Origin of the sequence: Marivibrio sp., from assembly GCF_040218065.1 — a bacterium.
Lineage (GTDB): Bacteria > Pseudomonadota > Alphaproteobacteria > UBA8366 > Aestuariispiraceae > Marivibrio.
Genome location: NZ_JAVJQE010000015.1, coordinates 266,745 through 290,424, shown reverse-complemented (window position 1 = coordinate 290,424; position 23,680 = coordinate 266,745). Strand labels below are relative to the sequence as shown.

Genomic DNA, 23,680 nt, shown 5'->3' with positions numbered 1-23,680 from the left:
CGGACCGCTTACTTGTACGGATCGGCCGCGTCGCGCAGCCCGTCGCCGAGGAATTGGAAGGCGAGGACGACGAGGATCACCGGCACGGCGGGGAACAGCAGCCAGGGCGTGTTGACGATGGCGTTGAAGTTCTGCGCCTCGTTCAAGAGCACGCCCCAACTGGTGATCGGCGGGCGCAGGCCGAGGCCTAGGAAGCTGAGCGCCGTCTCCCCGAGGATCATCGCCGGAATCGTCAGCGTCGCGCTGGCGATCAGGTGGCTGGAGAAGCTGGGCAGCAGATGCCGGCCGATGATGCGTTTCGGCTTTGCGCCCATCAGTTCGGCGGCGACGACGAAATCCTCCTCGCGCAGCGCCAGCAGTTTGGAGCGCACGGCCCGCGCCAGGCCCGGCCAGTCGAGCAGCCCCAGGATCACCGAAATTCCCATGAAGACGATGATCGGCGACCAATCGACCGGCATCGCCGCCGACAAGGCCATCCACAGCGGCAGCGAGGGAAAGGAGCGCACGATCTCGATCGCGCGTTGGACGGCCGAATCGACATACCCGCCGTAATAGCCGGCGAGCCCGCCGAGCACGACGCCCAGCGCGAAGGAGATCACCACCCCGATCAAGCCGATCGTGAGCGAGATGCGCGCGCCCTGGATGATCCGGCTCAGCATGTCGCGCCCCAGCCGATCGGCGCCCAGCGGAAAGAAATAACCGCCTTCGGCCGGACAGACGATGTGGAAGCTCGCCTCGACCAAGCCCCAGAACTGGTAGGTCGCGCCGGGATAGTCGGCCTCGGTGCAGAAGAAGCGCAGCGGCATGACGTCGCTTTTATCGACGTCATAGCGCCACGCCATCATCTCCATATCCAGGCTGACGTCGTAGCCGTAGACGAAGGGGCCCACGAACTCCCCCTCGTGGAACAGATGGATCGCCTGCGGGGGGGCCTTCAGATACTCGGTGTTGCGGTGGTTGTAGTCGACCGGCGCCAACACCTCCGAGATCAGCACCGAGGCGTAGACCAGCAGCAGAAAGACGCCGCTCACCACCGCCAGCCGGTGGCGCTTGAATTTCAGCCACATCAGCCGCCATTGGCTGGAGAGGTAATAGCGCTCCTGCTCCGGCGTCAGCGTGACGGCGGCCTGCGGATCGAACGGCGCCTGGTCGACATAGTGCGAGAGCGGCTCGTCGCCGCGGTTCGGAAGGCGCGGGCTCTCGCTCATCGGGCGGACTCCGCGCCCAGCCTGATCCGCGGGTCCAGCGCGGCCAGCGCCAGATCGCTGAGCAGGTTCCCAACCACCGTCAGCAGGGCGAGCGCCATCAGGAACGAGCCCGCGAGATACATGTCCTGGCTCTGCAGCGCGCCGAGCAGCATCGGCCCCGTGGTCTCCAGGCTGAGCACCACCGAGACGATGGCCGAGCCCGAAATGATCTCCGGCAGCAGGTTGCCGATGTCGGCGATGAAGGGATTGAGCGCCATACGCAGCGGGTACTTGCGCAGCAGCTTGCCCGGCGGCACGCCCTTGGCCTTGGCGGTGACGACGTACTGCTTGTGCAATTCGTCCAGCAGATTGGCCCGCAGCCGCCGGATCATCCCGGCCGTGCCCGCCGTGCCGATGACGATCACCGGCACCCACAGATGGCCCAGCACGTTGACGAGCTTCTCCCAGCTCATCGGCGCGTCGCGCAATTCGGGATCGACCAGTCCGCCGATCGAGACCCCGAACCATTGATTCGCGAAATACATCAGGATCAGCGCCAACAGAAAGTTCGGCGTCGCCAACCCGATGAAGCCGACGAAGGTCAGCGTGTAGTCGCCGAGCGAATATTGGCGGACCGCCGAATAGACGCCGATCGGAAAGCTGACCAGATAGACGAAAAGGATGGTGGTGAAGCTCACCAGGATGGTCAGGAAAACCCGGTCGCCGACGACGTCGGAGACCGGCAGCTCGTATTCGAAGCTGTAGCCCATGTCGCCCTGCAGCAGGCCCCAGAACCAGACCGCGAACTGCTTCCACATCGGCTCGCCCAGGCCGTACTGCTCGCGATAGAAGGCGATCCGCTCCTGGCTCACCTCCTCGCCCTGGCTCTGCAGTTCGGCCACCATCGTCTCAAGATAGTCGCCGGGCGGCAGTTGGATGATCACGAAGACCAGGACGCTGATGATCAGCAGCGTCGGGATCATGACGAGCAGACGGCGCGCGATGTAATCCAGCATAAGCCTGTGCGCCCTATCCGTCGTCCGCCGCGGCCGCGGCCGCGGCCGCCCGATCGGCGTCCGCGGTCTCGCCGACGCCCGGGTCCCACCAGAAGCCGTCCATCCCGTAGAGGCCGAAATGGGCGCCCGGGTCCCAGTTCCAGATCCCCTGGTCGGGCACGTTCATCAGGCCGTGGCGCACGGCGATCGGCTGCATCACGCCGGCCACCAGGCCGATGGTGAAGACGTTGTCGGAGTGGATCTCCAGCATCTCGCGCCACAGGCGGGTCCGCTCGGCCTTGTCGGCGGCCCCGTACCAGCGGTGCAGCAGATCGACGAGCCGCTTGCCGACCGCCATGTCGGGCGGCGATCCGGCCTCGCCGTTGGTCTCGAAATACTGACCCCAGTCCGACCACTGGTACTGGATCTGATGCACCGGCGCGAGCTCGTCCGGCGTCATGTCCGCCGTCGCCATGCCGTTCTCCAAGCCGGAGGAAATCGCCATCTGCGTTTCGCCCGCGTAGATCCGCCGACGCATGGTGTCGAGGTTGATCGGCTTGATGAACACGCGGACTCCGACCTCGTACCAGCTGTCCTTGATCAGCTGCAGCACGTCGGTCTCCTCGGTCGAGGTGCCGGCGCTTTCGACCACGATCTCGATCGGATCGCCGTTCGGATAGGTGCGCACGCCGTCGATCATGCGGCGCTCCAGGCCCATCTCGTCGAGCAGCGCGTTGGCGCGCTTCAGGTCGAAGCCGGTCCACTGCTTTCGGTATTCCCGCTTGTAGAGCGGACTTTCCGGCAACAGCGTGTTCTGCCCTTCGATCGCCAGGCCGTAATAGACGACGCGGTTGATCTCATAGCGGTTGGTCGCAAGGCTCAGCGCCTGCCGGAACCGCGGGTCGCGCACCAGGTCGCGATAGCGCGGATCGCCGTGGGTCAGGTTGGGAAACAGCGCCAGATGCGCGCCCTTCGCGATGCGCCAGAGATGGACGTCGTAGCCCACCTGGTCGGCGTTGCGCTTGAGCAGCGTGTAATCGTCGAACGTGAGGTAACGACCCTGTAGATCGACGTCGCCGGTCGCCACCTTGCCCGGGATCAGCTTGGATTCTGTGACGTCGAAAATCACCCGGTCGGCGTAGGGCAGCTGCCGGCCGTTGCGGTCGATCTTGTGGTAGAAGGGGTTGCGCTCGAAGATCAGGCGCTTCGCCGTCTGCTCCGTCACCGGAAACCAGGGCTGGAGGAGCGGCAGCTCCGGATTGTCCATGCGGTAGAGCCGGCCGTTCTTGGTGTGCAGAGCCGCCCAGTTGCGCTGACCGCTCTCCGCCACCGCCTCCGCCAGCGCCTCCGGATCGGCGTAGTCGAGGTGAAAGCGCTTCAGATAGTGAGCGGGCGCGTAAATGTATTCCGGCGTCGCCCCGGCCAAGCCCGGCAGGAAGTCGGGATTGGGATAGCGCCATTCGTAGCGCACCCGCGTCTCATCGAGGATCGTGACCGTCGGGTATTCGCCGCGCACCTTCAGGAAGGCCGGCGGTCCGACCGGATAGAGCTCCTCGTTGTTCGCCATATCCTCCCAGAAGTACCGGAAGTCGGCGCTGGTGAAGGGCGCGCCGTCGGACCAGCGATGGCCTTCGCGCAGGTGAAGCGTGAAGACCCGGTCGCCCTCGTTGTCCACCCGCTCCAGCAGGTCGGGGACCAGCTCCAGATCGCGGTCGTACTTCACCAGACGCGCGTAGCCGTAGACCGTCAGCTGGCGGGCGTCCTTGGCCCGTTTCATCAGCATGCGGATATCGCCGCCATGCCGACCCGGCGCCTGACCGCGCGCGTCGAAATCGACCAGCTGCGGCGCGTCCGGGAGGCGCGCCGCCACAGGCGGCAAGTCGCCCCGATCCAGACTTTCCGCGAAGAAGGGCGTCTCCTGCAGCGGCGGGAGGATCTCGCTCGCCGGCGCCGGCGCGGCGGCTGCGAACAGCAGCGCGGCGAGAAGCGGCGCAAAGCCTCTCATTCCGCCGCCTCCGGGGCGGCGGCCGCGTCGGCCGCCTTGCGCACGAAATGGCCCGGCGCGATTTCGACCAGCCGCGGGCGGGTCTCGCCGCGCTCGCTCAGATCGGTGAAGGGGGCGGGCCAGGCCGCAGGCTCCGAGGCGCGCGCGTTCATCAGATGCGCGAAGTCGAGCGGCCGATCCGGGTTCGGATCCGGCACCGCCTTCAGCAGCGCCTGGGTGTAGGGGTGCTGGGGTCCGCGGAACAGCGTCTCGCGCGGGGCCAGCTCCACCAGCCGGCCCCGGCACATCACCGCGATCCGATCGGCGATGTAGTCGACGACCGCCAGATTGTGACTGATGAAGAGGTAGGTCAGCCCCAGCTCGCGCTGTAGATCCTTGAGAAGATTGAGGATCTGCGCCTGAATCGAGACGTCCAACGCCGAGACCGGCTCGTCGCAGATCAGGATTTCCGGGCGCAAGGCCAGGGCGCGCGCGATGCCGATGCGCTGGCGCTGCCCGCCGGAGAAGCTGTGCGGGTAGCGGTTGAGATGGCGGGTGTCCAGGCCGACCAGCGCCATCAGCTCCTGCGCGAAGGCCTTTCGTTCGCCGGGAGTCCCCAGCCCGTGGATGTCCAGCGGCTCGGTCACGATGTCGAGCACCGTCATCCGAGGATCGAGGCTGGAGAACGGGTCCTGAAAGATGAACTGCATGGTGCGGCGGAAGACCTTCAGCCCGTCCCCGTCGAGCGCGAGCACGTCGACGTCCTCGACCCCGTCGGAATAGACGACCGAGCCTTCATCCGGCGACAGCGCGCGCATCAGGATCTTCGAGACCGTGGTCTTGCCGCATCCGCTTTCGCCCACCAGCCCGAGACATTCGCCGCGCCGCAGTTCGAAACTCACCCCGTCGACGGCGATCACCTGGTTGGCCGCCGCCGGCCCGCGCGAGAACAGCCCCGACTTGCGGATCGTGAAGCGCTTGGCGAGGCCGGATACGCTCAGGATCGGCCGGTTCGGGTCCGCGCCCGCCGGCGGGACGACCTTGCGCGCGGTCAGCGCCTCGCTCGGGGGGGCGATCTCGCGGATCGGGACGAGGCGTTCGTCCCGGCCCATGTCGAAGCGCGGCACCGCGCGCAGCAACGCCCTCAGATAGGGGTGCTGCGGATCGCGGAAGATATGGTCCAGCGTGCCGTGCTCCATCACCCGGCCGTGATACATCACGACCACCTCCTCCGCGACGTTGGCGACGACGCCCAGATCGTGGGTGATCATCAGCACGGCCATGCCGAGCTCGCGCTGCAGATCGCGGATCAGCTTCAGGATCTGGGCCTGGATAGTGACGTCCAACGCGGTCGTCGGCTCGTCCGCGATCAACAGCGCGGGATGGCAGACCAGCGCCATCGCGATCATCGCGCGCTGGCGCAGGCCCCCGGACAATTCGAACGGATAGGTCTTGAGGGCGCGCTGGGGGTCGGGGAATCCGACCATCTCCAGAATGCCGCGCACCAGCTCTTCGACCTCCGCGCGGCCGCCGCCGCGATGCAGCGCGACAGCTTCGCCGATCTGATCGCCGATCGTATGCAGCGGCGAGAGCGAGGTCATCGGCTCCTGGAAGATGATCGAGATGCGGCCGCCGCGGATTTTGCGCATCGTCTCGCCGTCGCGGTCGAGATGGGCGATGTCGAGCGGCGGCGCGTCCGGCGGGGCGAGCGGGTCGCGGAACAGGATCTCGCCGCCGGCGATGCGCGCGGCCTTGGGCAGCAGGCCCATGATCGCCTGACTGACGACCGACTTGCCGGAGCCGCTCTCGCCGACGAGCGCGACGGTTCCGCCCGGCGGCACGCGGAAGCTCACGCCGCGAACGGCCTCCAGCGGGCCTTCGGCCAGGTCGAAGACGACCTGCAGATCCCGCACTTCCAAAAGATTGGCCGTCATGCGACGCCCTCGCCCTTCCTCGGCGCGGCGACGCCGAGTCGTCAGTCCGCCTCTCCCCCAACGGAGAGGCGCAACGGTCGGCCGGCGGCGGCGAAATTGTGGACGGTGGTCTCGTCCATCTCGAGTCCGCGCCGCACGGCCGTCTCGGCGACCGCAGTTAGAAGATCATCGAATCGCTCAAGCGTCGATTCAACAGAGATTTTTTTTCGCGCCCGCGGCGCCGGTCCCGGCTCTTCCGGATCGGCCGGATCGGGTTCGCCGGCCAACGTCAGCACCAGCCAGCCCGCTCCCTCGCGCCCGCGCTTGGTGCTGTAGTAGCGCAGCTTGACATGGTCGATCCCGTCCCAGGCGATCCGCTTCACGCCGAGCGCGCGCTCCTCGACGCCCGAGGCGTCGATGCGGATTTCCGTGCGGTAACGCAGCAGCGTGCGCGTCAGATAGAGCGCAAAGATCGCCGCGCACGCGCCGAGCGCCAGATCGACCGCCAGCAGCGCGTCCACCGCGAGGATCGGCGTCAGCGTCAGCGCAAGGCCGATCGCGGCCCGCGCGGCGTCGCCGTGCAGGCTCTTGCGCCCGTAGGCGAGGCGCGCGGTGAGCGGCGCGCCGGCCGTTTTCGGGCCGCCGCCGCTATCGCCGCCGGTCACGCCGCCGCGCTCCTGATGCAGTCTGCGCAACCGTTCGCTCACGGCTCGAGCCCCTGCTCGGCGTCGACGAAGCGCGCGGCCGGATGATCGGCGACCGCGCGGTGCAGCCGCTCCAAGAAGCGCCAGCATGCGCCGTCATGGACCGGATGATGGGTCAACAGCCCGGTCGGCTCCTGCGGGTCGCCGGGAAACTCGGGATCGAGGCGCGCCGTCAGATGCCCGATCGCCTGCTCAAGCGCCGGCGCGTCGCCCAGAAACCGCTTGCCGGCCTTCCAATCGATCGGATCGACATGCACGTTCAGGCGTCGGCCGCGCTCCGCCGGCGTGCGCGGCTTGACCGTCGACAGCGCGGCGAGGCCGGCCTCCGGCAGGCGCGCGGCCAAGCGCGCGTCGATGCGGTTCCACGGCGGAACGAAGATCGGCCGCGCCGCCGTCGGGGCCAGCGTCCGCAGCCGTCGCCAGGCCGCCGCGATCTCCGCCAGCATGGCCTCAACCGGCCGGTGGGCCCCGAATTCCGCTTTCTTTTCGCCCTCGGGCGCGTGGTTCGCATGCGCCCAGCCGTGCGGGGCCAGCGTCACGCCGGCGGTCGCGTCCAGCCGCGCCGCCGCCGCGGCGTCCAGGTCGCGGGGGATCGCCGCCAGGGTGACGGGCCCGCCGTCGGCGAGCGCCAGCAGCCGGTCGAGCGCCGGGCCCGCGACGCGCAGATCGTCGTCGCGCCGCCAGAAGGTCGCAGTGCGGCCGGCGGCGGCGTAGCGATCGAAGACCTGGCGCAGGCGATCCCACGGATCGGCGGCGGGGTCGACGTGATCGCTCTGGCGGCGGGCGGCGGCGGCCTGCATCGGGCGGGCGCTCCTCATCGAAGAAAACCGGACGGTCAGGCTTAGCCGAGACCCGTTTCCCGCACAAGGGCGGCAAGCGCCGCCGCGCCGGCGCTCGCCCCGTTCAGATCGGGCGCGCGCGCCGGTCCCGGACGCGGCCGGCTCATGACCGTCTCGACCGCGCAGGTCAGCGCGGGCCCGTCGAGCGCCGCCTCGGCGCAGACCGCCGCGCGGCCTTGGGCCGCGATCTTGGCGGCCCGCAGCGGCTGTTCGCTCTCGCGCCCGTCAGGGCCGGCGAAGGGAACCAGGACCGCCCGCGGTCCGGCGCGCCAGAGATCGACCGCCGTATTGTACCCGGCCTGGCTGATCGACAGCGCCGCCCCGGACAAGGCGGCGCGAAACGCCGCACCGTCCAGCGCCGGCTCGATCGAGACGTCCTCGAGCGCGGCGGTCCGCGCCGCCAGACGCCCGCGCGCGTCGGAGTCGAGGTTCGGACCGCCCAGCAGCCGCCAGCGATGATCGGCCAGAAGACCCGCGGCGCGGGCGTCCAACGCGGCCGTCATGAGCCCTTCCCCCACCGCGCCGCCGCCGGCGGAGACGATGACCGTCTCGCCCGCCGGGGCCTCGGCGACCGGCGGCGGCGCGACGTAGCCGGTGTAGACCAACCGGGCGGCGGGCAGCGCGTCGGCGGCGGGGAAGCTCTCCGACAAGGCGGCGAACGCGGGATCGCCGTGCACCAGAATGCGGTCGTAAAGCGCAGCCGCTTTGGCGGCGATGCGATCGTTGCGCGCCCGATCCGGTTTGGCGACCAGGATGTCGCGGATCGAACAGGCGACGCGCCCGCCGGCGGCCCGCACGGCGGCGATCAAGGGTTCGATCTCGGCTTCGAACTTGCGGCGGGCGAACGGATAGCCTTCGACCAGCAACGCGTCCGGCGGGCGCGACGCGACGGCCGCGGCCAACGCGTCCGTCCGCGCGCGCCACAGGGCCTCGTCGGCCGGCCGGCCGTCCGCCCCCACCAGGGTCGAAAAGCGCGCGTCCGCCGCCCGGACCGCCGGCAGGCGCAGCGCCGCGACGCCCTCGGGGACCGGCTCTCCCGGCGCGGCGGTCAGCGTCACGTCGAAGCCGGCGTCCCGGGCCGCCTCGGCCAACCGATGCGCGCGCGCCCGGTGCCCGACTCCCAGCAGATGCTGGACGTGAAACAGCAGGCGCGGGCGCTCAGTCATCGCGGCGCCTTGCCTCGCCGGGTCCCGCCGGATCGCCCGGGGGGCGCTGCGGGCCGGGCGGCGGCGCGGCGGTGAGCGGCAGATTGAGCCGCTCCACGCTGGGTCCGCCGTCCGCGTCGAGTTGGAAGAAATGCGCCGCCCCGTCGCGCAGCTTGGCCGGCGGCTTGCCGGTGAAGTTCCAGCCGGTCGCGACCGCCAAGATCGTGCGGATCACCCCGTTGTGACACACGGCCACTCGGTCGACGCCGGCGGCGGCGGAGTCCCGCAGGAAGGGGGCGAGACGCGCCCAGACCGCTCGCGGACTCTCGCCGCCGGGCGCGTGGAAGTCCCAGCCGGCCGCCTCCAGTCGGGCGAGCTCCCGGCCGAGGCGCGCGCGGAGATCGGGCAAGCGCTCCCCCTCCCAGGCGCCGTAGCCCATCTCAGCCAGCCGCGGGTCGGTCGCCACGGGGCCGTCGAGCAGAATTTCGGCGGTGCGTCGGGCCCTCGCCAGCGGGCTGGAGACGGCGTCGACGCCGCGCGCCTCTTCAGGCAGGCGCCAGCGCGCGACCCACCGTTCGCCGGCCGCGTCGAGCGGCGTATCGGTGCGCCCTTGCAGCCGCTTTTCGCGGTTCCAAGGCGTCGGCGCGTGACGGATCAGGACCAGCCGCGTCATCGAAGCCAGGGCCCCAACGCCGCCATAAGGCGGGCGGCGGCGGCGGGCAGGTCGCGCTCGGCGGCGCGCGCCGCCGCGGCGGCGCCCATCCGCCGGCGTCGGTCGTCATCGCGCAGCAATCGGGCGACGGCGTCGGCGAAGGCCTGCGCGTCGCCCTCTGGGACCAGCAGGGCGGTCTCGCCGTCGGCCGCGACGGCCCGGACGCCCGGACGGTCGCCGACGACGGCGGGCAGCCCGGCCGCCTGCGCCTCAAGCAACGCCAGACCGTAGGCCTCCCCCACCGCCGGCCAGACGAAGAGATCGGCGTCGGCGAACAGGTCGGCCAGCGCCGGCTCCTCCAGCGCGCCCAGGAAGCGCGCCTCGGGTCGCTCGGCGAACAGCGCCTCGACGTCCGGACGCGCCGGGCCGTCGCCGGCGATCGCCAGGCGCCAGGGCGGCGCGTCGGCCGGCAGCCGGGCGAGCGCGTCGGCCAGCACGGCGTAGGAGCGCTGTTTCGCGCCGGCCCGCATCATCGCGGCGGTCGCCAGCCGCCGAGCCGCGCCGCGCGCCAGCCCTTCCCCCGGCGCGTGCGGCGGCGTCCCGCCGGCGCGCCGGGCGCGAAAGGCTGAAAGGTCGGCGAAGGGCGGCAGATCGATCTGTCGGGCGGACGGCTTCATCACACGCGCGGCGCCCGGCCGGTCCGCTGGATTGGGCTGCAGGACGAGGTCGGCCGCGCCGATCGCCTCGGCCGCGGCCCGGGCGAAGCGCGCCCAGGGTCCGCTCAGACGCTTGGCCGCATGGCTCGCCTCCGCCAACGCGTAGGGCAGGCCCAAGGCGGCGGCGACCCGCGGACCGATCAGATCGGGCGCCTTGTAGTGGCAATGGTAGGTCAGCCAAAGGTCAGGCGGATCCGGACGGAGTTCGGCGGCGATCCGCGCCGCCTCCGCCTCCGCCGCGGCCGACAGATCGACCTGACGGGCCGCGTCGCCGGTCATGTCGAGGCTCTTGAACGCGCTCGGCCGCTCGACCGTGCAGCCGCCGGCCTCCAGCGCCGCCAGCAGCGCGCGCGCCATCCGCCGATCGCCGCTCGGTCTGGGGTCCTCCGGGGGCTTCATCGGGGCGTAGAAGGCGATGCGGGGTCCGGCGGTCACGGCGCCCTCCGCGCGCCCGACGCGGTCGGCGCGACGGGATCGCCGCCGGCCGCCAGACCGAAGCGCTGCGCCAGCGCGTCGAGACAGACGCCCGCCTCGAACCGAGCGGCCACCCGCGCGGCGCCGGCCGCGCCCAGCCGCCGGCGCTGCGCGGCGTCGCGCAGCAGCTCTTCCAGCGCGGCCGCCAGCGCCGGCGGATCCTGCGGCGGAACGAGCCGGCCCGTCTCCCGATCGAGGATCAGCTCCGGGATCGCCGAAACCGACGTCGCCAGCACCGGCAGGGCCTGGCTCTGCGCCTCCATCAGCACGTTCGGCAGACCGTCGCGGTCGCCGTCGGCGGCGATGCGGCTGGCCAGCACGAACAGGTCGGCGGCGCGCAGCGCCTCGAGCACGGCCTCTTGCGGCTCCGCGCCGCGCCACTCGATGCGCTCGGCGACGCCGGCGTCGGCCGCCCGGGCCGCGAGCGTCTCCCGCAAGGCGCCGCCGCCGATATGGACGAAGCGCCAGGCGAGATCCTGCGGCAGGCGCGCCAGCGCGTCGATCAGATCGTCGTACCCTTTTTTCTCCACCAACCGCCCGACGGACAGGATGACGACCGGCCCCTCGCCGTCGCGCGTCCGCGGCCCGTCCGGGGCGGAGGACGGCGGCGGGGGGAACCGGGAGAGATCGACGCCGTGATAGATCAGCGGCACCGCATCCGCCCGCGGCGCCAGGGCGCGCAGGCGCTCGGCGCCGCTTGCGGTGCAGGTCGCGACCCACTCGGCCTCCGCCAGCTTTTCGGACAGGTCCCACTCGGGCGTGGTCCAGATGTCCTTGGCGTGGGCGGAGCCGCTGAGCGGAAGGCTGCGCATGCGCGCCGCATAGCGCGCGACGCTGGCGGGCGTGTGCAGGAAATGGAAGTGCAGCCGCGCGACCTCCGCGGGCGCCTCCGCCGCCAGCACGCAGGCCTGGCCGAACCGCCGGGCGCGGCTTGCGCTGGGATCGCGCCGCAGGTCCTTCAGCCACTGCGCCCGCGCCGCCTTGTAGCCGGGCAGGCGCCGGGCGCGCCGCCAGCCGGCCAGCACGCGCGCCGGCTCGTCCCTCAGATATTCCGGCAGATAGAGGATCGGCGCGCGGATCTCGTCATGCACCGGATGGCGCGCGTCGTCCGTCGGATGGCGCAGGCTGACGAGGCGCACGTCGAGCCCGCGGCGCTCCAACCCCAGGATTTCCTGGGCGATGAAGGTCTCGGACAGGCGCGGATAGCCTTTGAGAACGAACGCGACCGCGGCCATCGAGAGAATCGCTCCGCTTGCAGAAGTCGGCCCCGGCCCGGGCGCCCGGGCGGGACGGATCAGGCCCGCCGCTCGACCACCTCGAACGAGGCGGGGCGGCGCGGCCGGTCGATGAGGCGGCGCGCGAGCCGGTCGACGTTATCGAGCCCGTCGAGCAGCCCCGGCACGATCCGGGTCGAAGGTTTGGCCTGTTGCGGCAGATGACGCAAGGCGGTCGCCATCCGTTGGGGGTCGGCCGCCTCGGCGTCCGGCAGCATCGCGACGAGGCCGAGTTCGGCCGCGCGGCTTGCGCGGATCAGCTGTTCGCGCCGCGGGGCGGAGCGCGGCACGATCAGCGCCGGCTTGTCGAACGACAGGATCTCGCAGAACGTGTTGTAGCCGCCCATGGCGACGACGCCGAGCGCCCGGTCCATCAGGCTTTCCATGTGCGCGTCGAAGGTCAGGCATTCCACGTCGGGCAACCGTTCGGCGCGGGTCACGAACTCGGCCTGTCGGTCGCTGTGCATGAAGGGTCCGAAGACGATCAGCGCCGGGTGCGGCAGGCCGCGGTCGCGCTCGTAAGCGGCGATCACCCCGTCGACCAACGCCTCGCCGTCGCCGCCGCCGCCCGGCGTCACCAGGATGTAGGGCGCCTCGATCTTGGCGGTCGGCGGCGGACCGGCGTAGTCGCGCGCCACCTTGCGCTCCAGATAGCCGGTGTAGCTCATCTTGCGGGTGACGGAGGCCGGAATGTCCAGGCCCGCCAGCGGCTCGCAGATCTGCGGCAGTCCGTAGACCCAGATATCGTCGTAGAGCTCGCCCAGCGCGGGCAGCGCGTTCTTGCGCTCCCACTCCGGCGCCAGCAGATCGGGGTCGTCCATCACGTCGCGCAGACCGAGCGCCCGCGGCACCCCGCGCGCCTTGAGCATCCACAGCGTCTCCTCCACCTCGCCGCGCAGGCCGAGCGGCTCCTTGTCGACGATGAAGAGGTCGGGATCGAAGGTGTCGGCCGTGTGCTGGATGATCGAGGCGCGCAGATCCAGCGTGTCCTCGATGTCGATATGGAGTTTCAGCGAGGTGTAGTCCCCGTTGCGCAGCTTGATGACGCCCGGGATGCGGACGAAGTCGACCCGCGCCCGGAAGTCGAAGCTGCCGATGATCGGGGAGCCGGACAGAATCAGGACGGAGACGTCCTTGTTGCGCTCGACCAGCGCATGCGCGATCGCGCGGCAGCGCCGAAGATGGCCGAGGCCGAAAGTGTCGTGGCTGTAGAGCAGCACGCGCGCAGCACCCTGCGCGCCGCCCGCGCCGCGGTCCCGTTCGGCCCGTCGGCCGAATTTTGTGAACCGCGTCGGTCCGGGGGGATGGGCCCCTCTGTCGGATGGCGCCGTCATGATCTGCCGCAGACCTCCCGAAAGACCTCCCGACCCGGCTTGCCGACCCGGCTTCCCGACCCGGCTTGCCGACCCGGCTTGATCGGACCCGTCGCGCCGGCCGCGACGGGGCCGTCGACGAAGGGGCGGCCGGCTCTCCCCGAAACCGGCCGAACGGCCGGACTATGGCACAGTTCCCGCGCCCGGCAAACGCGGATTGCGTTCACGTCCGGTTGAGCCTATGGCTTGGAGCCATGTCGCGCCTCGATTCCGTGATCCGCCGCCTGAAGGCCCAACGCGCCTGTCTCAACGCCGCCGCCGAGCGCGTCGCGGGGCGCGAGGGCGTCGTGCTTGAGCTGGGGCTCGGCAACGGACGCACCTACGACCATCTGCGCGAGATCCTGCCCGAGCGCCAAATCTTCGTCTTCGAGCGCGAGGTGCGCGCCCACCCGGACTGCATCCCGCCGGACGATTACCTCTATCTCGGCGACGTGCGCGACACGCTGACCCGCGCGGCGGCCGATCTGGCCGGGCGCGCCGTGCTGGTGCACAGCGACATCGGCACCGGCGAGGCCGCGCGCAACGCCGCGCTGGCCGCCGAGATCAGCCGGCTCTTACCCGGCCTGCTGGCCCCCGGCGCCGTGATCGTCAGCGACCAGGCGCTCGCGCTGCCCGGGACGCGCCCGCTCGACCCGCCCGAGGGCGTTCGGCCCGGGCGCTATCACATGGCGGTGAAGGGGTAGGCGCGCGCCGCCGTCCCGCCGTCCCGCCGGCCCGCCGTCCCGACGCCCCGACGCCCCGACGCCCCGACGCCCCGCGCGCTCCCGCGCCTCTCAGACGTCCAGATCGACCACAACCGGCGCGTGATCGGACGGCTTCTCCCAGCCGCGCGCGTCTTCGATCACCCGCATGTCGCGCAGCGTCCCCTCGAGGCCCGGCGACAGCCAGACATGGTCGAGCCGCCGGCCGCGATCGGCCGCCCGCCAGTCCTTCGCACGGTAGCTCCACCAGGTGTAGAGCCGCTCCGGCGCCGGGGTGTGGGCGCGCATCGCGTCGATCCAGCCGAAGGCCTCCTGCGCGGCGGTCAGCCCCTCGGTCTCCACCGGGGTGTGGCTGACGACCTTCAGCAATTGCTTGTGCGACCAGACGTCGGAGTCGAGCGGCGCGATGTTGAGGTCGCCGGCCAACAAGATCGGCCGCTTGGGATCGCGGGCGCCGGGGAACCAGGATTTCATTTCGCTGACGAAATCTAACTTGTGGCGGAACTTGTCGTTGACCTCGGGATCAGGTTCGTCGCCCCCGGCCGGGACGTAGAGGGAATGCACCTCGACCCCGTTCGGCAACGTCGCCAGCACGTGGCGCGCGTCGTCGCGCCCGACCCAGTCGCGCGTGTCGGGATCGCTGAGCGGATGCTTGGAGAGGATCGCAACGCCGTTGTAACTCTTCATGCCGCGGATCGCGCTATGCGCCAGACCTAATTCTGCGACCGCGTCATGGGGAAATTGCGAATCCTGCACCTTGGTTTCCTGGAGCAGAACGAGGTCGGGATCCGTCTCCTCGACCAGCCGGCGCAGCAGATCGATGCGCAATCGAATCGAATTGACGTTCCAGGTGACGACGCGCATGAGGCGAAATCCTTTTGTTTTTCGCACAACGGCAGACTAGGCTCGGGACCGGGAACCGGACGGCCTGCGCCGCCCGGTCGGGTCGAGGAAGCATGAGGGGAGCCGCCATGACAAGCAAACTCCGCAGTCTGGCGCTCGCCGGCTGTCTGGTCGCCTCCTCCGCGCTCGCGCCGCCGGCCGCGGCTGAAGAAGAAGGTCAACCGTCGGACGCCTATCGCGCCGAGGTCGCAAAGTTTCTCGACCTCGCAAACATCGCGCAGCTGTTCGACGAGGTCATGCTGCAGATGTGGGCGACGCAAAAGGCCGCAATCGAGGAGCTCGTGCGGCGAAACGCGGCGGCCGAGGGCGAGACTGTCGACGAGGAGCGGCTGTCCCAAAGGCTGTCGCGCTTGGGCGAACTCTTTTTGGCGGAATTCAGGAAAGCGGAACTGCCGCTGGTCGACCTCTACACGGCGCTTTACACCGATCACTTCACGTTGGAAGAGATCAAGTACCTGAATTGGGTCTACAGCCGGCCGACGATGAAGAAGTTCAATCGCCTGCAGCCGCAAATCATGCAGGAAAGCGGGCCGGCGCTCGGCGCCTGGGGCGCGCGGGTGGGAGAACAGGCGATGACGCGCGCCCTTGAGAGGTTGGAGGCGGAAGGGGCCGCCCCGTTGATCGAACAGCCGAGCTGACGCGGCCGCCCGCCGGGTCCTGTCACGCCGCGCGCGCGCCGGCGCGGTGGCGGGCGTAGACCCGGGCGGCCTCGCCGAAGGCCGCGAACATGGCTTTCGACAGGGGCCATTCCAGCGCCGTCTTGTGCTCCGGATGCCACTGGACGCCCAGCGCGAAGCCGGGCGCGTCCTTGACGCTGACGGCCTCGATGATCCCGTCGTCGCTGACGGCTTCGACGACCAGACGTTCGGCCGGGCGGTCGATGCCCTGGCCGTGCAGGCTGTTCACCATCACCTCGCCGGCGGCCCCGTTGATGCGGGCCAACAGGCCGCCTTCGCGGATCGTGATCGGATGCGCCGCGCCGTAGCGCGCGTCCATCGGCAGGTCGCGCTGCATGCGGTGGTCGCGCTTGCCCTCCAACTCCTCGACATGCTGATGCAGCGAGCCGCCGAGCGCGACGTTCAGCTCCTGATGGCCGCGGCAGACGGCGAACAGCGGCAGCCCGCGCTCAAGCGCGCCGCGGATCAGCGGCAGGGTGGTCGCGTCCCGCGCCGGGTCGCGGGCGACGCCGTCGCGCGCGGGCGGGCCGTCGTAATGATGCGGCTCGACATTCGACGGGCTGCCGGTCAGGAACAGCCCGTCCAGGCGGTCCAGCAGGCCCTCGACCTCCTGGGCGCCGGCCAGCGGCGGGATCAGCACGGGCATCGCGCCCGAGGCCTCGGCCACGGCGGTGACGTACTTCTCGCCGACGCGGAAATAGCGCCCGCCCTCTTCCGTCTCCTGCACGCAGGCGGAAATGCCGATCAGCGGCGCGGGCTGGGCGGGAGCGGCGTGGACGGGCGGCTGATGGGTCATGGCGTGGGTCATGGCGGCGGATCGTCCCGAGGTTCGAGCGCCGTCGGCGCAGGCGCGCGCGCCGCGGCTCACAAGCATTTGAGCGGGCGCGACCCTACGCCGCTTGCCGGGGGCCGACAAGCCGGCCATATGCTGACCCAGCCGTCGCCCGTCGCGTAGAGGAGCCTCGCCGTCTGATGGAAGAGATCGTGAAGCAACTGCTCGCCTTCAAGGGCGTCGCGGTCGCCTGTTGGGTGGCGCTGTTCTTTGCGGCCGAGCGGGTGAAGCCCGCGGCGGAGACCGAGCCGACCGGCCCGGCGCGCTGGCGGCGCCTCGCGCGCAACGGCGGGCTTTTCGGCGCCAACGTCGTTTTGTCGCTGGCGGTCGTGATCCCGCTGAGCGCGGCGGCCGCAGCGGCCGCGCCGGCCTGGCGGGACGCGGTCGCGCCCTGGTGGGACGGCTGGCTCGGCCTCGCGCTCGATCTCGTGCTGCTGGATTTTCTGATCTATTGGTGGCACCGGGCCAATCACGAGATTCCGTTCCTCTGGCGGTTTCACGAGATCCATCATCTGGACGAGCATCTCGACGTCACCTCGGCCTTGCGCTTCCACTTCGGCGAAGTGGCGTTGTCGGCGGCGGCGCGAGCCTGCTTCATTCTGGCCTTCGACATTCCGCTCGCGAGCGTGCTGGTGTTCGAGGCGATGGTGCTGTTCGCCGCGATCTTCCACCATTCGAACCTGAAGCTCCCGGCGGGCTTCGAGCGCGCGCTGTCCCGGGTGATCATCACCCCCGCCCAACATTGGGTGCACCACCACAAGATCCGCCGCGACACGGATTCGACCTACGGCACCACCTTCAGCTTCTGGGACCGGCTGTTCGGCACGACGAGCGAGACGGTGCGCTGGCCCGCCATGCCGATCGGCGTCGAAGGCTTGGCCGAGCGCGACCTGCCGCGGCTGATGCTGAAGCCGTTTCAACGCGGGCGCCCCAAGGCGGACCCGCCCCCCCGAGCCGCCTGACGGCGCTTAGCGGTCGTTTGAGTTCCTACCCGGGCCGTAGGGGTTGCTGAACTCGAAAGTTTCGGGATCGAACCGAACGCCGAAGCGCGGGTCGAGCAGCGTGACGCGCGTGAGCCGGCCTTGGCTGTCTTCGATCACCCATTGGCGCAGCTGCATCGGGTCGGCGTTCAGCGTCACGGTGACGGCGCCGACATCCTCTTCGCCCGCACGTTTCAGCGTCAAACGCACCAGCCCCGCCGCCCGGTCGACCGCATTCACCACGATTTCCTCGCCCAGGGTGAAATCGTCGCGCAGAAGCAGATGCGCCGGCGTGGCGTCGAGCGGCAGATAGGTCACCGACTCCAGCCGGTGGTCGACCAGAATGAAGAAGGTTCCGTCGGCGATCACCTCGAGGCCGCTGTCCGGCGCATATTCGATGTGCATGCGGCCTGGGCGTTGCAGCTTGATCGTCCCGTCGACATAGGAGCCGTCCGGATTGGTCTGCAGGAAGCGCGACTGCAGGGTCTCGATCTCGTCGAAATAGCGCTCGGCCCGCGCGACGAGGTCGGCCTCGCTCTCGCTCGGATCGCCCGTCTCCTGCGCCGCCGCGAAAGCGGCGGGGGGCAGAATCAACCCCGCCCCGGCCAACCCGGCCAACCCGGCCAACCCGGCCAGATCGAACGCCGCGCGCCGCCGGCCGCGATCGAGGGGGGCCTCGGCCTCACCGGCTGTGGTCGCCGACCAGGACTTCGCGCTTACCCACGTGATTCGCCGCACTGACGACGCCCTCCTTCTCCATCTGCTCGACGATGCGCGCCGCGCGGTTGTAGCCGATCTGCAGGTGGCGCTGGATGAAGGAGGTGGAGCATTTGCCCTCCCGCGCCGCCAGAGCGACCGCCTGATCGTAGAGCGACTCCTCGCCGCCGCCGCCTTGGCCGCCGAATCCTTGGGCGGCGCCGCTGACGTCGGTGTCGAAACCGCCCGTCATGTCGTCCTCGTCGGTCACCGCGTCAAGATAATCGGGCTCGGCCTGGTGGCGCAGATAGCTGCAGACCGCCTCGACCTCGCTGTCGTCGACGAAGGGGCCGTGGATCCGGGTGATCCGGCCGCCGCCCGCCATGTAGAGCATGTCGCCCTTGCCGAGCAGCTGTTCAGCGCCTTGTTCGCCCAGGATGGTGCGGCTGTCGATCTTGCTGGTCACCATGAAGCTGATGCGGGTCGGAAAGTTCGCCTTGATGGTGCCGGTGATGACGTCGACCGACGGGCGCTGGGTCGCCATGATCAGGTGGATGCCGGCCGCGCGCGCCATCTGGGCCAGCCGCTGGATCGAGGCCTCGATGTCCTTGCCGGCGACCAGCATCAGGTCGGCCATCTCGTCGACGATCACGACGATGTAGGGCAACGGGGTGAGGTCGAGGGGCTCTTCCTCGAAGATCGGCTTGCCCGTCTCCTGATCGAAGCCGGTCTGCACCGTGCGGGTGATCACCTCGCCCTTCTTCGCGGCCTCGGTCACGCGCTTGTTGTAGCCCTCGACGTTGCGAACCGAGAGCTTCGACATCGCGCGGTAACGATCCTCCATCTCGCGCACCGTCCATTTCAGCGCGACCACCGCTTTCTTCGGATCGGTGACGACCGGCGAGAGCAGATGCGGGATGTCGTCGTAGACGCTGAGCTCCAGCATCTTGGGGTCGATCATGATGAAGCGGCACTGCTCCGGCGTCAGCTTGTAGAGCAGAGAGAGGATCATCGCGTTCAGGCCGACCGATTTGCCCGAGCCCGTCGTCCCCGCCACCAGCAGATGCGGCATCGCCGCGAGGTCCGCGATTTCGGCCGCGCCGCCGATATCCTTGCCGAGGACCACCGGCAGCTTCGCCTTCGACCCCTCGTAGGCGTTGGCGGCCAGGATTTCGCGCAGACCCACCATCTCCCGCTTGCCGTTGGGCAGTTCGATGCCGATGACCGACCGGCCGGGCACGGTCGCGATGCGCACGGAGACCGCGCTCATCGAGCGCGCGATGTCGTCGGACAGCCCGATCACGCGGCTGGTCTTGGTTCCCGGCGCCGGCTCCAGCTCGTACAAGGTGACGACCGGGCCGGGGCGCACCTTCACGATCTCGCCCTTGACCCCGAAATCCTCCAGCACGCCTTCCAGCATGCGCGCGTTCTGCTCCAGACCCTCGCGGTTCTGGGTCTGCGCCTGGGCGTCGACTTCGACGTCCTCCAGCAACTCCAGGGTCGGCAGGTGGAAGGCCCCGTCGGTGGGCGGCAGATCGAGCGTGCGCTGGCGCTCCGCGCTTTGACGCTTGGAGGGGCGCGTCTTCGTCGGGCTTTCGACCCGATCGGCCCGGGTCGGGCGCGGCTCCGGCGCGACGCGCGGGCCGCCCTCGGCCGTCTTCGCCTTGGGCTTGGGGTCGAGCGTCGGCTCGACCCGGCCGTCGCCGCGTCCGCGCACCAGCGCCAACGCCGCCGGGGCCAGACCGCCGGCGCCGCGAATCGCGCCCCGCGCCGCCCCGGAGGCGGCGCCGACCCCGCCGGCCGCGCCGCGGCCAAGCCGCAGCCATTCGCCCGGCGTGATCCCCATCGCGTAGAGCAGCAGCACCGCCGCCGCCAGACCCAGGCCTGCGGCGCTCCACCCGAGCGTCGCCGGCGGCAGCAGGCCGGCCGTCCGGTCCAGCAGCAGCGATCCGACGAAGCCGCCGCCGCCCGCGCCGGTCGGCCACGTCTCCCAGCCGGCCGCCGAGAGCGCCGCGGCCGCCAGCAGCGCCATAGGCGGAACCAGCGCGAGGCGCAGCCAGATCCGCGTCACGCGCCGATCCACAACCAGCCGCCAGCCCCACGCGGCCGCCAGCGGCGCGAACAGCCCCGCCGCCGCCCCCAGGCTCTGCAGCGCCAGATCCGCCGCCGCCGCGCCCGGCGCGCCCAAAAGATTGCGCGGCGCCGCGTCGGTCGCGACATTGAGGGACGGATCGGCCGCATGGAAGGTCAGGAGGGCGGCCAGATAGGCGAGCGCGGCGGCGATGAGCGCCACCCCGCCGGTCTCGATCGCGCGGCGCTTCAGCGTGTCGGCGACGCCTTCCGGCAGGAAGGCGGGCTTGCGGCGGCTGTCGGCGGTCATGGCCTCGACCCTCTCGTCGTCATCTCAGGCGGCTCGTTCGGCCGCGGCGCGCGTCAGACAGGCGCGGATCCGGCGGCAGGCTTCGGCCGTCACGGCCTCCTCATGCACCAGGGCGATGCGGATGCAGCCGTCGCCCGGCGTCGCGTCGCCGCCCGAGCCGTCGGCCTGCGCCATGTATCGGCCGGGCAGCGCCTTCACGCCCTCCTCCGCCCACAGGCGCTTGGCCGCGGTCTCGCCGTCGCCGGCCGTCTCGCGGACGTCTAGCCACAGAAAAAAGGCGGCCTCGGGGCGCCGGTAGCCGGGCAGGCCGCCCAGCATATCATCCGCCAGCTCGACCAGCCGGCGGTAATGCGCGCGGTTGGCCTCGACATGCGTCTCCTCGCCCCACAGGCGCGCGCCGGCGGCCATCAGCGGGCCGGGCAGCGTCGCCCCGCCGTAGCTGCGCACCCGGGCCAGCGCGGCGATCAACTCCGCGTCGCCCGCGACGATCCCGCAGCGTAGGCCCGGCGCGCCGGAGCGCTTTGAGAGCGAGTTGAACGTCAAGAGCCCGCGGAAGTCGCTGTCGGGCCCGTCGAGCGCGACCGCGGCTTCGAGCCCGCCGGTGGGCGGCCGGTCGAACCAGATCTCGGAATAGCACTCGTCCACCGCCAGCACGAAGCCGTGCCGGCGCGCCAGCGCCAGCATGTCTGCCAGGTCCTGCGCGCCCGTCACCGTCCCCGTCGGATTGCCGGGGGTGCAGAGATAGACCAGCGCCGTGCGGTCCAGCACGTCGGGCGGCAGGGCCGAATAGTCGGGCGTGAAATTGTTGTCCGGGGTCGCGGGAACCGGGATCAGATCGCAGCCGGCCATCACGCCCGCCCCGAGATAGACGTGATAGTGCGGGTTGGGCGTCAGGATCGCAGGCCGCACGCCGTCGGCCAGCTGCGGCTCCTTCAACGCGGCCGCGACGAGCGCCGCCTGGAACAGCGCCTCGCGGCTGCCGCTGGTGGCCAGGATCTGCGTCGCCGGATTGATCGCTCCCGGCTTCAGGGCGTAGCGCCGTTCGGCCCAGGCGGCCGCGGCCCGCCGATAGGCCTCGCTGCCCGCCGGCGGCGGATAGCGCCCGAAGAGGTCGAGGTTGGCCGAAATATCGTCGAGCACGCTTGTCGGAACGGCCGCCTGCGGCTCGCCGATCTGCATCAGGATCGGGGCGCGCCCCTCGGGCGGCTCGACGCCCTCCAGCAGAGCGGCCAGCCGCGTGAAGGGGAAATCCCCCATCCGGTCCAATTTGCTGTCGGCCATGGGCGAGGGCCCTTCCGTCGAAACCGTTGCGCTCCGCACAGCTATGCAAGCCGCGCGCCGTGAACGCAAGATGTGGATAACTATACAGGATATAGCGGAGTCGCGCACGTCCCACACCCTCTATTCGCGTCACGCGCTCCGATAGACGGTCGCCCGAGAAACCCTCCGCACAAAGAAAGAGCCCGGAGGGACGAACCCTCCGGGCCAAGTTTGCGGGGTGGAACCGTGTCGGGTTCCGGTCTTCTTGTCAGCGGCGAGATTACATCCGCTGCGAGCCGGACCCGAATTCCGGATAGGCCTCCATGCCGCAGTCCGCCTTGTCGAGGCCGTCCATCTCGGACTCCTCGTCGACGCGGACGCCCATGATCGCCTTGATGATGAACCAGACCGCGAGGCTGGCGACAAAGGTGAAGACGCCGACCGAGACGATGCCGACGATCTGCGGGCCGAAGGAGGCGCCGTCGTTCGACAGCGGCACCGCCAGCGTGCCCCAGATGCCCGCGAACAGGTGGACGGGGATGGCGCCGACCACGTCGTCGATCTTCAGCTTGTCCAACAGCGGCACCGTGAAGACCACGATCGCGCCGCCGATGGCGCCGATGATGATCGCCAGACCGGGCGACGGGGCCAACGGCTCCGCCGTGATGGCGACCAGACCGCCGAGCGCGCCGTTGAGCGCCATCGTCAGGTCGATCTTCTTGTACAGCACCTGCGTCAGGATGGTGGCGACGACCACGCCGCCGGCCGCGGCCAGGTTGGTGTTGATGTAGATCGTGCCGATGTCGGTCACGTCCTGCATCGTGCCCATGGCCAGCTGCGAGCCGCCGTTGAAGCCGAACCAGCCCATCCACAGGATGAACACGCCAAGCGTCGAGAGCGGCAGGTTGGCGCCCGGCATCGGGTGGACCTTGCCGTCCGAGCCGTACTTGCCCTTGCGCGCGCCGATGACGATGGCGCCCGCCAGAGCGGCCCAGCCGCCGACCGAGTGCACGATGGTCGAGCCGGCGAAGTCCGAGAAGCCCATCTCGGCGAGCCAGCCGCCGCCCCAGCTCCAGGAACCCTGGATCGGGTAGATCAGCGCCGTCAGGATCACGACGAACAGGAAGAAGCTCCAGAGCTTCGTGCGCTCGGCGACCGCGCCGGAGACGATCGAGGCCGTCGCGGCCACGAACACCATCTGGAAGAACCAGTCGGAGCCGGCGGAGTACTCGCCGCCCTCAAGCGCCTCGGCCGCCGGGACGTCGCCCGCGCTCCAGAAGAAGCTGAAGCCGCCGAAGAACGGCGACGCACCGCCGTAGAGCATGTCGTAGCCCAGGAAGTAGAACATGATGCCCGCGATGGAGTAGAGCACGATGTTCTTCAGACACTGCGCCGTGGTGTTCTTCGTGCGCACGAGACCGGCTTCGAGCATCGCGAAGCCGGCGGCCATCCACATGACCAGGAAGCCGTGCATCAGGAAGGAGAGCGTGTTGAAGATGTATTGCGATTCAAGCGACGGGGCCGCGACGGCCGGCGTCGCGACGAGCGCGACGGCGCCCGCGCCGCTTCCCAGCAGCAGGACGCGCTTCAGCGCGGTGAAGGACAGCAAGGATTTCATGACCATCTCCCTCCTCAAAGCGCCTCGCCGTCGGTCTCGCCGGTGCGAATGCGCACCGCCGAAGCGACGTCGATGACGAAGATCTTGCCGTCGCCGATCCGGCCGGTGGCGCCGGCCTTCTGGATCGCCTCGACGACCTTCTCGGTCATCCCGGCGTCGACCACGACTTCGATTTTGACTTTGGGCAGGAAGTTCACAGAGTACTCCGCCCCTCGGTAGATTTCCGTCTGCCCCTTCTGACGGCCGAAGCCTTTGACTTCGCTGACCGTCAGGCCCTGGACGCCGAGCCCGGTGAGGGCCTCGCGCACGTCGTCGAGCTTGAAGGGCTTGATGATCGCCATAACGAGTTTCATCGCATGGGCTCCCCTTTCGTTGCG

At 70.2% G+C, this 23,680-nt stretch carries 21 protein-coding genes; 3 read left to right on the top strand and 18 right to left on the bottom strand.

The features are described 5' to 3' along the window. Positions 1-8: 8 nt before the first annotated feature. The 11 genes from RIB45_RS17200 to RIB45_RS17150 are packed head-to-tail and all read right to left on the bottom strand — an operon-like array spanning position 9 to position 13,103. Positions 9-1,208 (bottom strand): ABC transporter permease, encoded by a 1,200-nt coding sequence (locus RIB45_RS17200; protein WP_350051781.1) that lies wholly within the window; start codon positions 1,206-1,208, stop codon positions 9-11. Further along, on the bottom strand, positions 1,205-2,203 hold the full coding sequence (locus RIB45_RS17195) for an ABC transporter permease (protein ID WP_350051780.1): 999 nt from the start codon (positions 2,201-2,203) through the stop codon (positions 1,205-1,207). Before RIB45_RS17195 ends, RIB45_RS17200 begins: the two co-directional genes overlap by 4 nt. Before the next feature lie 13 nt (positions 2,204-2,216). Continuing rightward, complete coding sequence (locus RIB45_RS17190) at positions 2,217-4,187, bottom strand: ABC transporter substrate-binding protein (RefSeq protein WP_350051778.1); 1,971 nt, start codon at positions 4,185-4,187, stop codon at positions 2,217-2,219. Beyond that, positions 4,184-6,100 (bottom strand): ABC transporter ATP-binding protein, encoded by a 1,917-nt coding sequence (locus tag RIB45_RS17185; RefSeq protein WP_350051776.1) that lies wholly within the window; start codon positions 6,098-6,100, stop codon positions 4,184-4,186. The genes RIB45_RS17190 and RIB45_RS17185 overlap by 4 nt, the downstream gene beginning before the upstream one ends. Before the next feature lie 41 nt (positions 6,101-6,141). After that, a complete protein-coding gene (locus RIB45_RS17180; protein ID WP_350051775.1) occupies positions 6,142-6,786 on the bottom strand; it encodes a hypothetical protein in 645 nt (214 codons plus the stop codon). Next, a complete protein-coding gene (locus RIB45_RS17175) occupies positions 6,783-7,583 on the bottom strand; it encodes a polysaccharide deacetylase family protein (RefSeq protein WP_350051774.1) in 801 nt (266 codons plus the stop codon). Before RIB45_RS17175 ends, RIB45_RS17180 begins: the two co-directional genes overlap by 4 nt. Positions 7,584-7,624: 41 nt before the next feature. Beyond that, complete coding sequence (locus RIB45_RS17170) at positions 7,625-8,788, bottom strand: glycosyltransferase family protein (RefSeq protein ID WP_350051773.1); 1,164 nt, start codon at positions 8,786-8,788, stop codon at positions 7,625-7,627. Beyond that, complete coding sequence (locus tag RIB45_RS17165) at positions 8,781-9,440, bottom strand: histidine phosphatase family protein (protein WP_350051771.1); 660 nt, start codon at positions 9,438-9,440, stop codon at positions 8,781-8,783. Before RIB45_RS17165 ends, RIB45_RS17170 begins: the two co-directional genes overlap by 8 nt. Further along, positions 9,437-10,570 carry a glycosyltransferase gene (locus RIB45_RS17160; protein WP_350051770.1) on the bottom strand — a complete coding sequence of 378 codons (1,134 nt, stop codon included), beginning with the start codon at positions 10,568-10,570 and terminating at the stop codon, positions 9,437-9,439. Before RIB45_RS17160 ends, RIB45_RS17165 begins: the two co-directional genes overlap by 4 nt. Continuing rightward, on the bottom strand, positions 10,567-11,844 hold the full coding sequence (locus RIB45_RS17155) for a glycosyltransferase (RefSeq protein ID WP_350051769.1): 1,278 nt from the start codon (positions 11,842-11,844) through the stop codon (positions 10,567-10,569). Before RIB45_RS17155 ends, RIB45_RS17160 begins: the two co-directional genes overlap by 4 nt. A 59-nt stretch (positions 11,845-11,903) precedes the next feature. Continuing rightward, positions 11,904-13,103: a glycosyltransferase family protein gene (locus RIB45_RS17150; protein WP_350051768.1), complete on the bottom strand. Its 1,200-nt coding sequence runs from the start codon at positions 13,101-13,103 to the stop codon at positions 11,904-11,906. 347 nt (positions 13,104-13,450) lie between these two features. Between RIB45_RS17150 and RIB45_RS17145 the strand changes: the two genes are divergently transcribed. Beyond that, on the top strand, positions 13,451-13,939 hold the full coding sequence (locus RIB45_RS17145; RefSeq protein ID WP_350051766.1) for a class I SAM-dependent methyltransferase: 489 nt from the start codon (positions 13,451-13,453) through the stop codon (positions 13,937-13,939). Positions 13,940-14,029: 90 nt separating this feature from the next. On the opposite strand, the gene RIB45_RS17140 is transcribed toward RIB45_RS17145, so the two are convergent. Further along, complete coding sequence (locus RIB45_RS17140; RefSeq protein WP_350051765.1) at positions 14,030-14,821, bottom strand: exodeoxyribonuclease III; 792 nt, start codon at positions 14,819-14,821, stop codon at positions 14,030-14,032. 107 nt (positions 14,822-14,928) lie between these two features. On the opposite strand from RIB45_RS17140, the gene RIB45_RS17135 reads away from it, so the two are divergent. After that, complete coding sequence (locus RIB45_RS17135; RefSeq protein ID WP_350051763.1) at positions 14,929-15,498, top strand: DUF2059 domain-containing protein; 570 nt, start codon at positions 14,929-14,931, stop codon at positions 15,496-15,498. Between the two features lie 22 nt (positions 15,499-15,520). Here RIB45_RS17135 and RIB45_RS17130 read toward each other — a convergent pair whose 3' ends face one another. Further along, positions 15,521-16,345, bottom strand: coding sequence for a gamma-glutamyl-gamma-aminobutyrate hydrolase family protein (locus RIB45_RS17130; RefSeq protein WP_350051762.1), 825 nt, complete (start codon positions 16,343-16,345; stop codon positions 15,521-15,523). A 164-nt stretch (positions 16,346-16,509) separates the two neighbouring features. Between RIB45_RS17130 and RIB45_RS17125 the strand changes: the two genes are divergently transcribed. Beyond that, a complete protein-coding gene (locus tag RIB45_RS17125) occupies positions 16,510-17,331 on the top strand; it encodes a sterol desaturase family protein (protein WP_350051761.1) in 822 nt (273 codons plus the stop codon). A 6-nt stretch (positions 17,332-17,337) separates the two neighbouring features. On the opposite strand, the gene RIB45_RS17120 is transcribed toward RIB45_RS17125, so the two are convergent. From RIB45_RS17120 to RIB45_RS17100, 5 genes are all read right to left on the bottom strand, one after another. Continuing rightward, on the bottom strand, positions 17,338-18,087 hold the full coding sequence (locus RIB45_RS17120) for a LolA family protein (RefSeq protein ID WP_350051760.1): 750 nt from the start codon (positions 18,085-18,087) through the stop codon (positions 17,338-17,340). Beyond that, positions 18,032-20,425: an FtsK/SpoIIIE family DNA translocase gene (locus tag RIB45_RS17115; RefSeq protein WP_350051759.1), complete on the bottom strand. Its 2,394-nt coding sequence runs from the start codon at positions 20,423-20,425 to the stop codon at positions 18,032-18,034. Before RIB45_RS17115 ends, RIB45_RS17120 begins: the two co-directional genes overlap by 56 nt. Positions 20,426-20,449: 24 nt before the next feature. After that, positions 20,450-21,706, bottom strand: a complete 1,257-nt coding sequence (locus RIB45_RS17110; protein WP_350051757.1) for an aminotransferase class I/II-fold pyridoxal phosphate-dependent enzyme — start codon at positions 21,704-21,706, stop codon at positions 20,450-20,452. Positions 21,707-21,965: 259 nt separating this feature from the next. Beyond that, positions 21,966-23,303 carry an ammonium transporter AmtB gene (locus RIB45_RS17105; RefSeq protein ID WP_350051756.1) on the bottom strand — a complete coding sequence of 446 codons (1,338 nt, stop codon included), beginning with the start codon at positions 23,301-23,303 and terminating at the stop codon, positions 21,966-21,968. 14 nt (positions 23,304-23,317) lie between these two features. Next, positions 23,318-23,656, bottom strand: a complete 339-nt coding sequence (locus RIB45_RS17100; RefSeq protein ID WP_350051755.1) for a P-II family nitrogen regulator — start codon at positions 23,654-23,656, stop codon at positions 23,318-23,320. Positions 23,657-23,680: the final 24 nt, after the last annotated feature.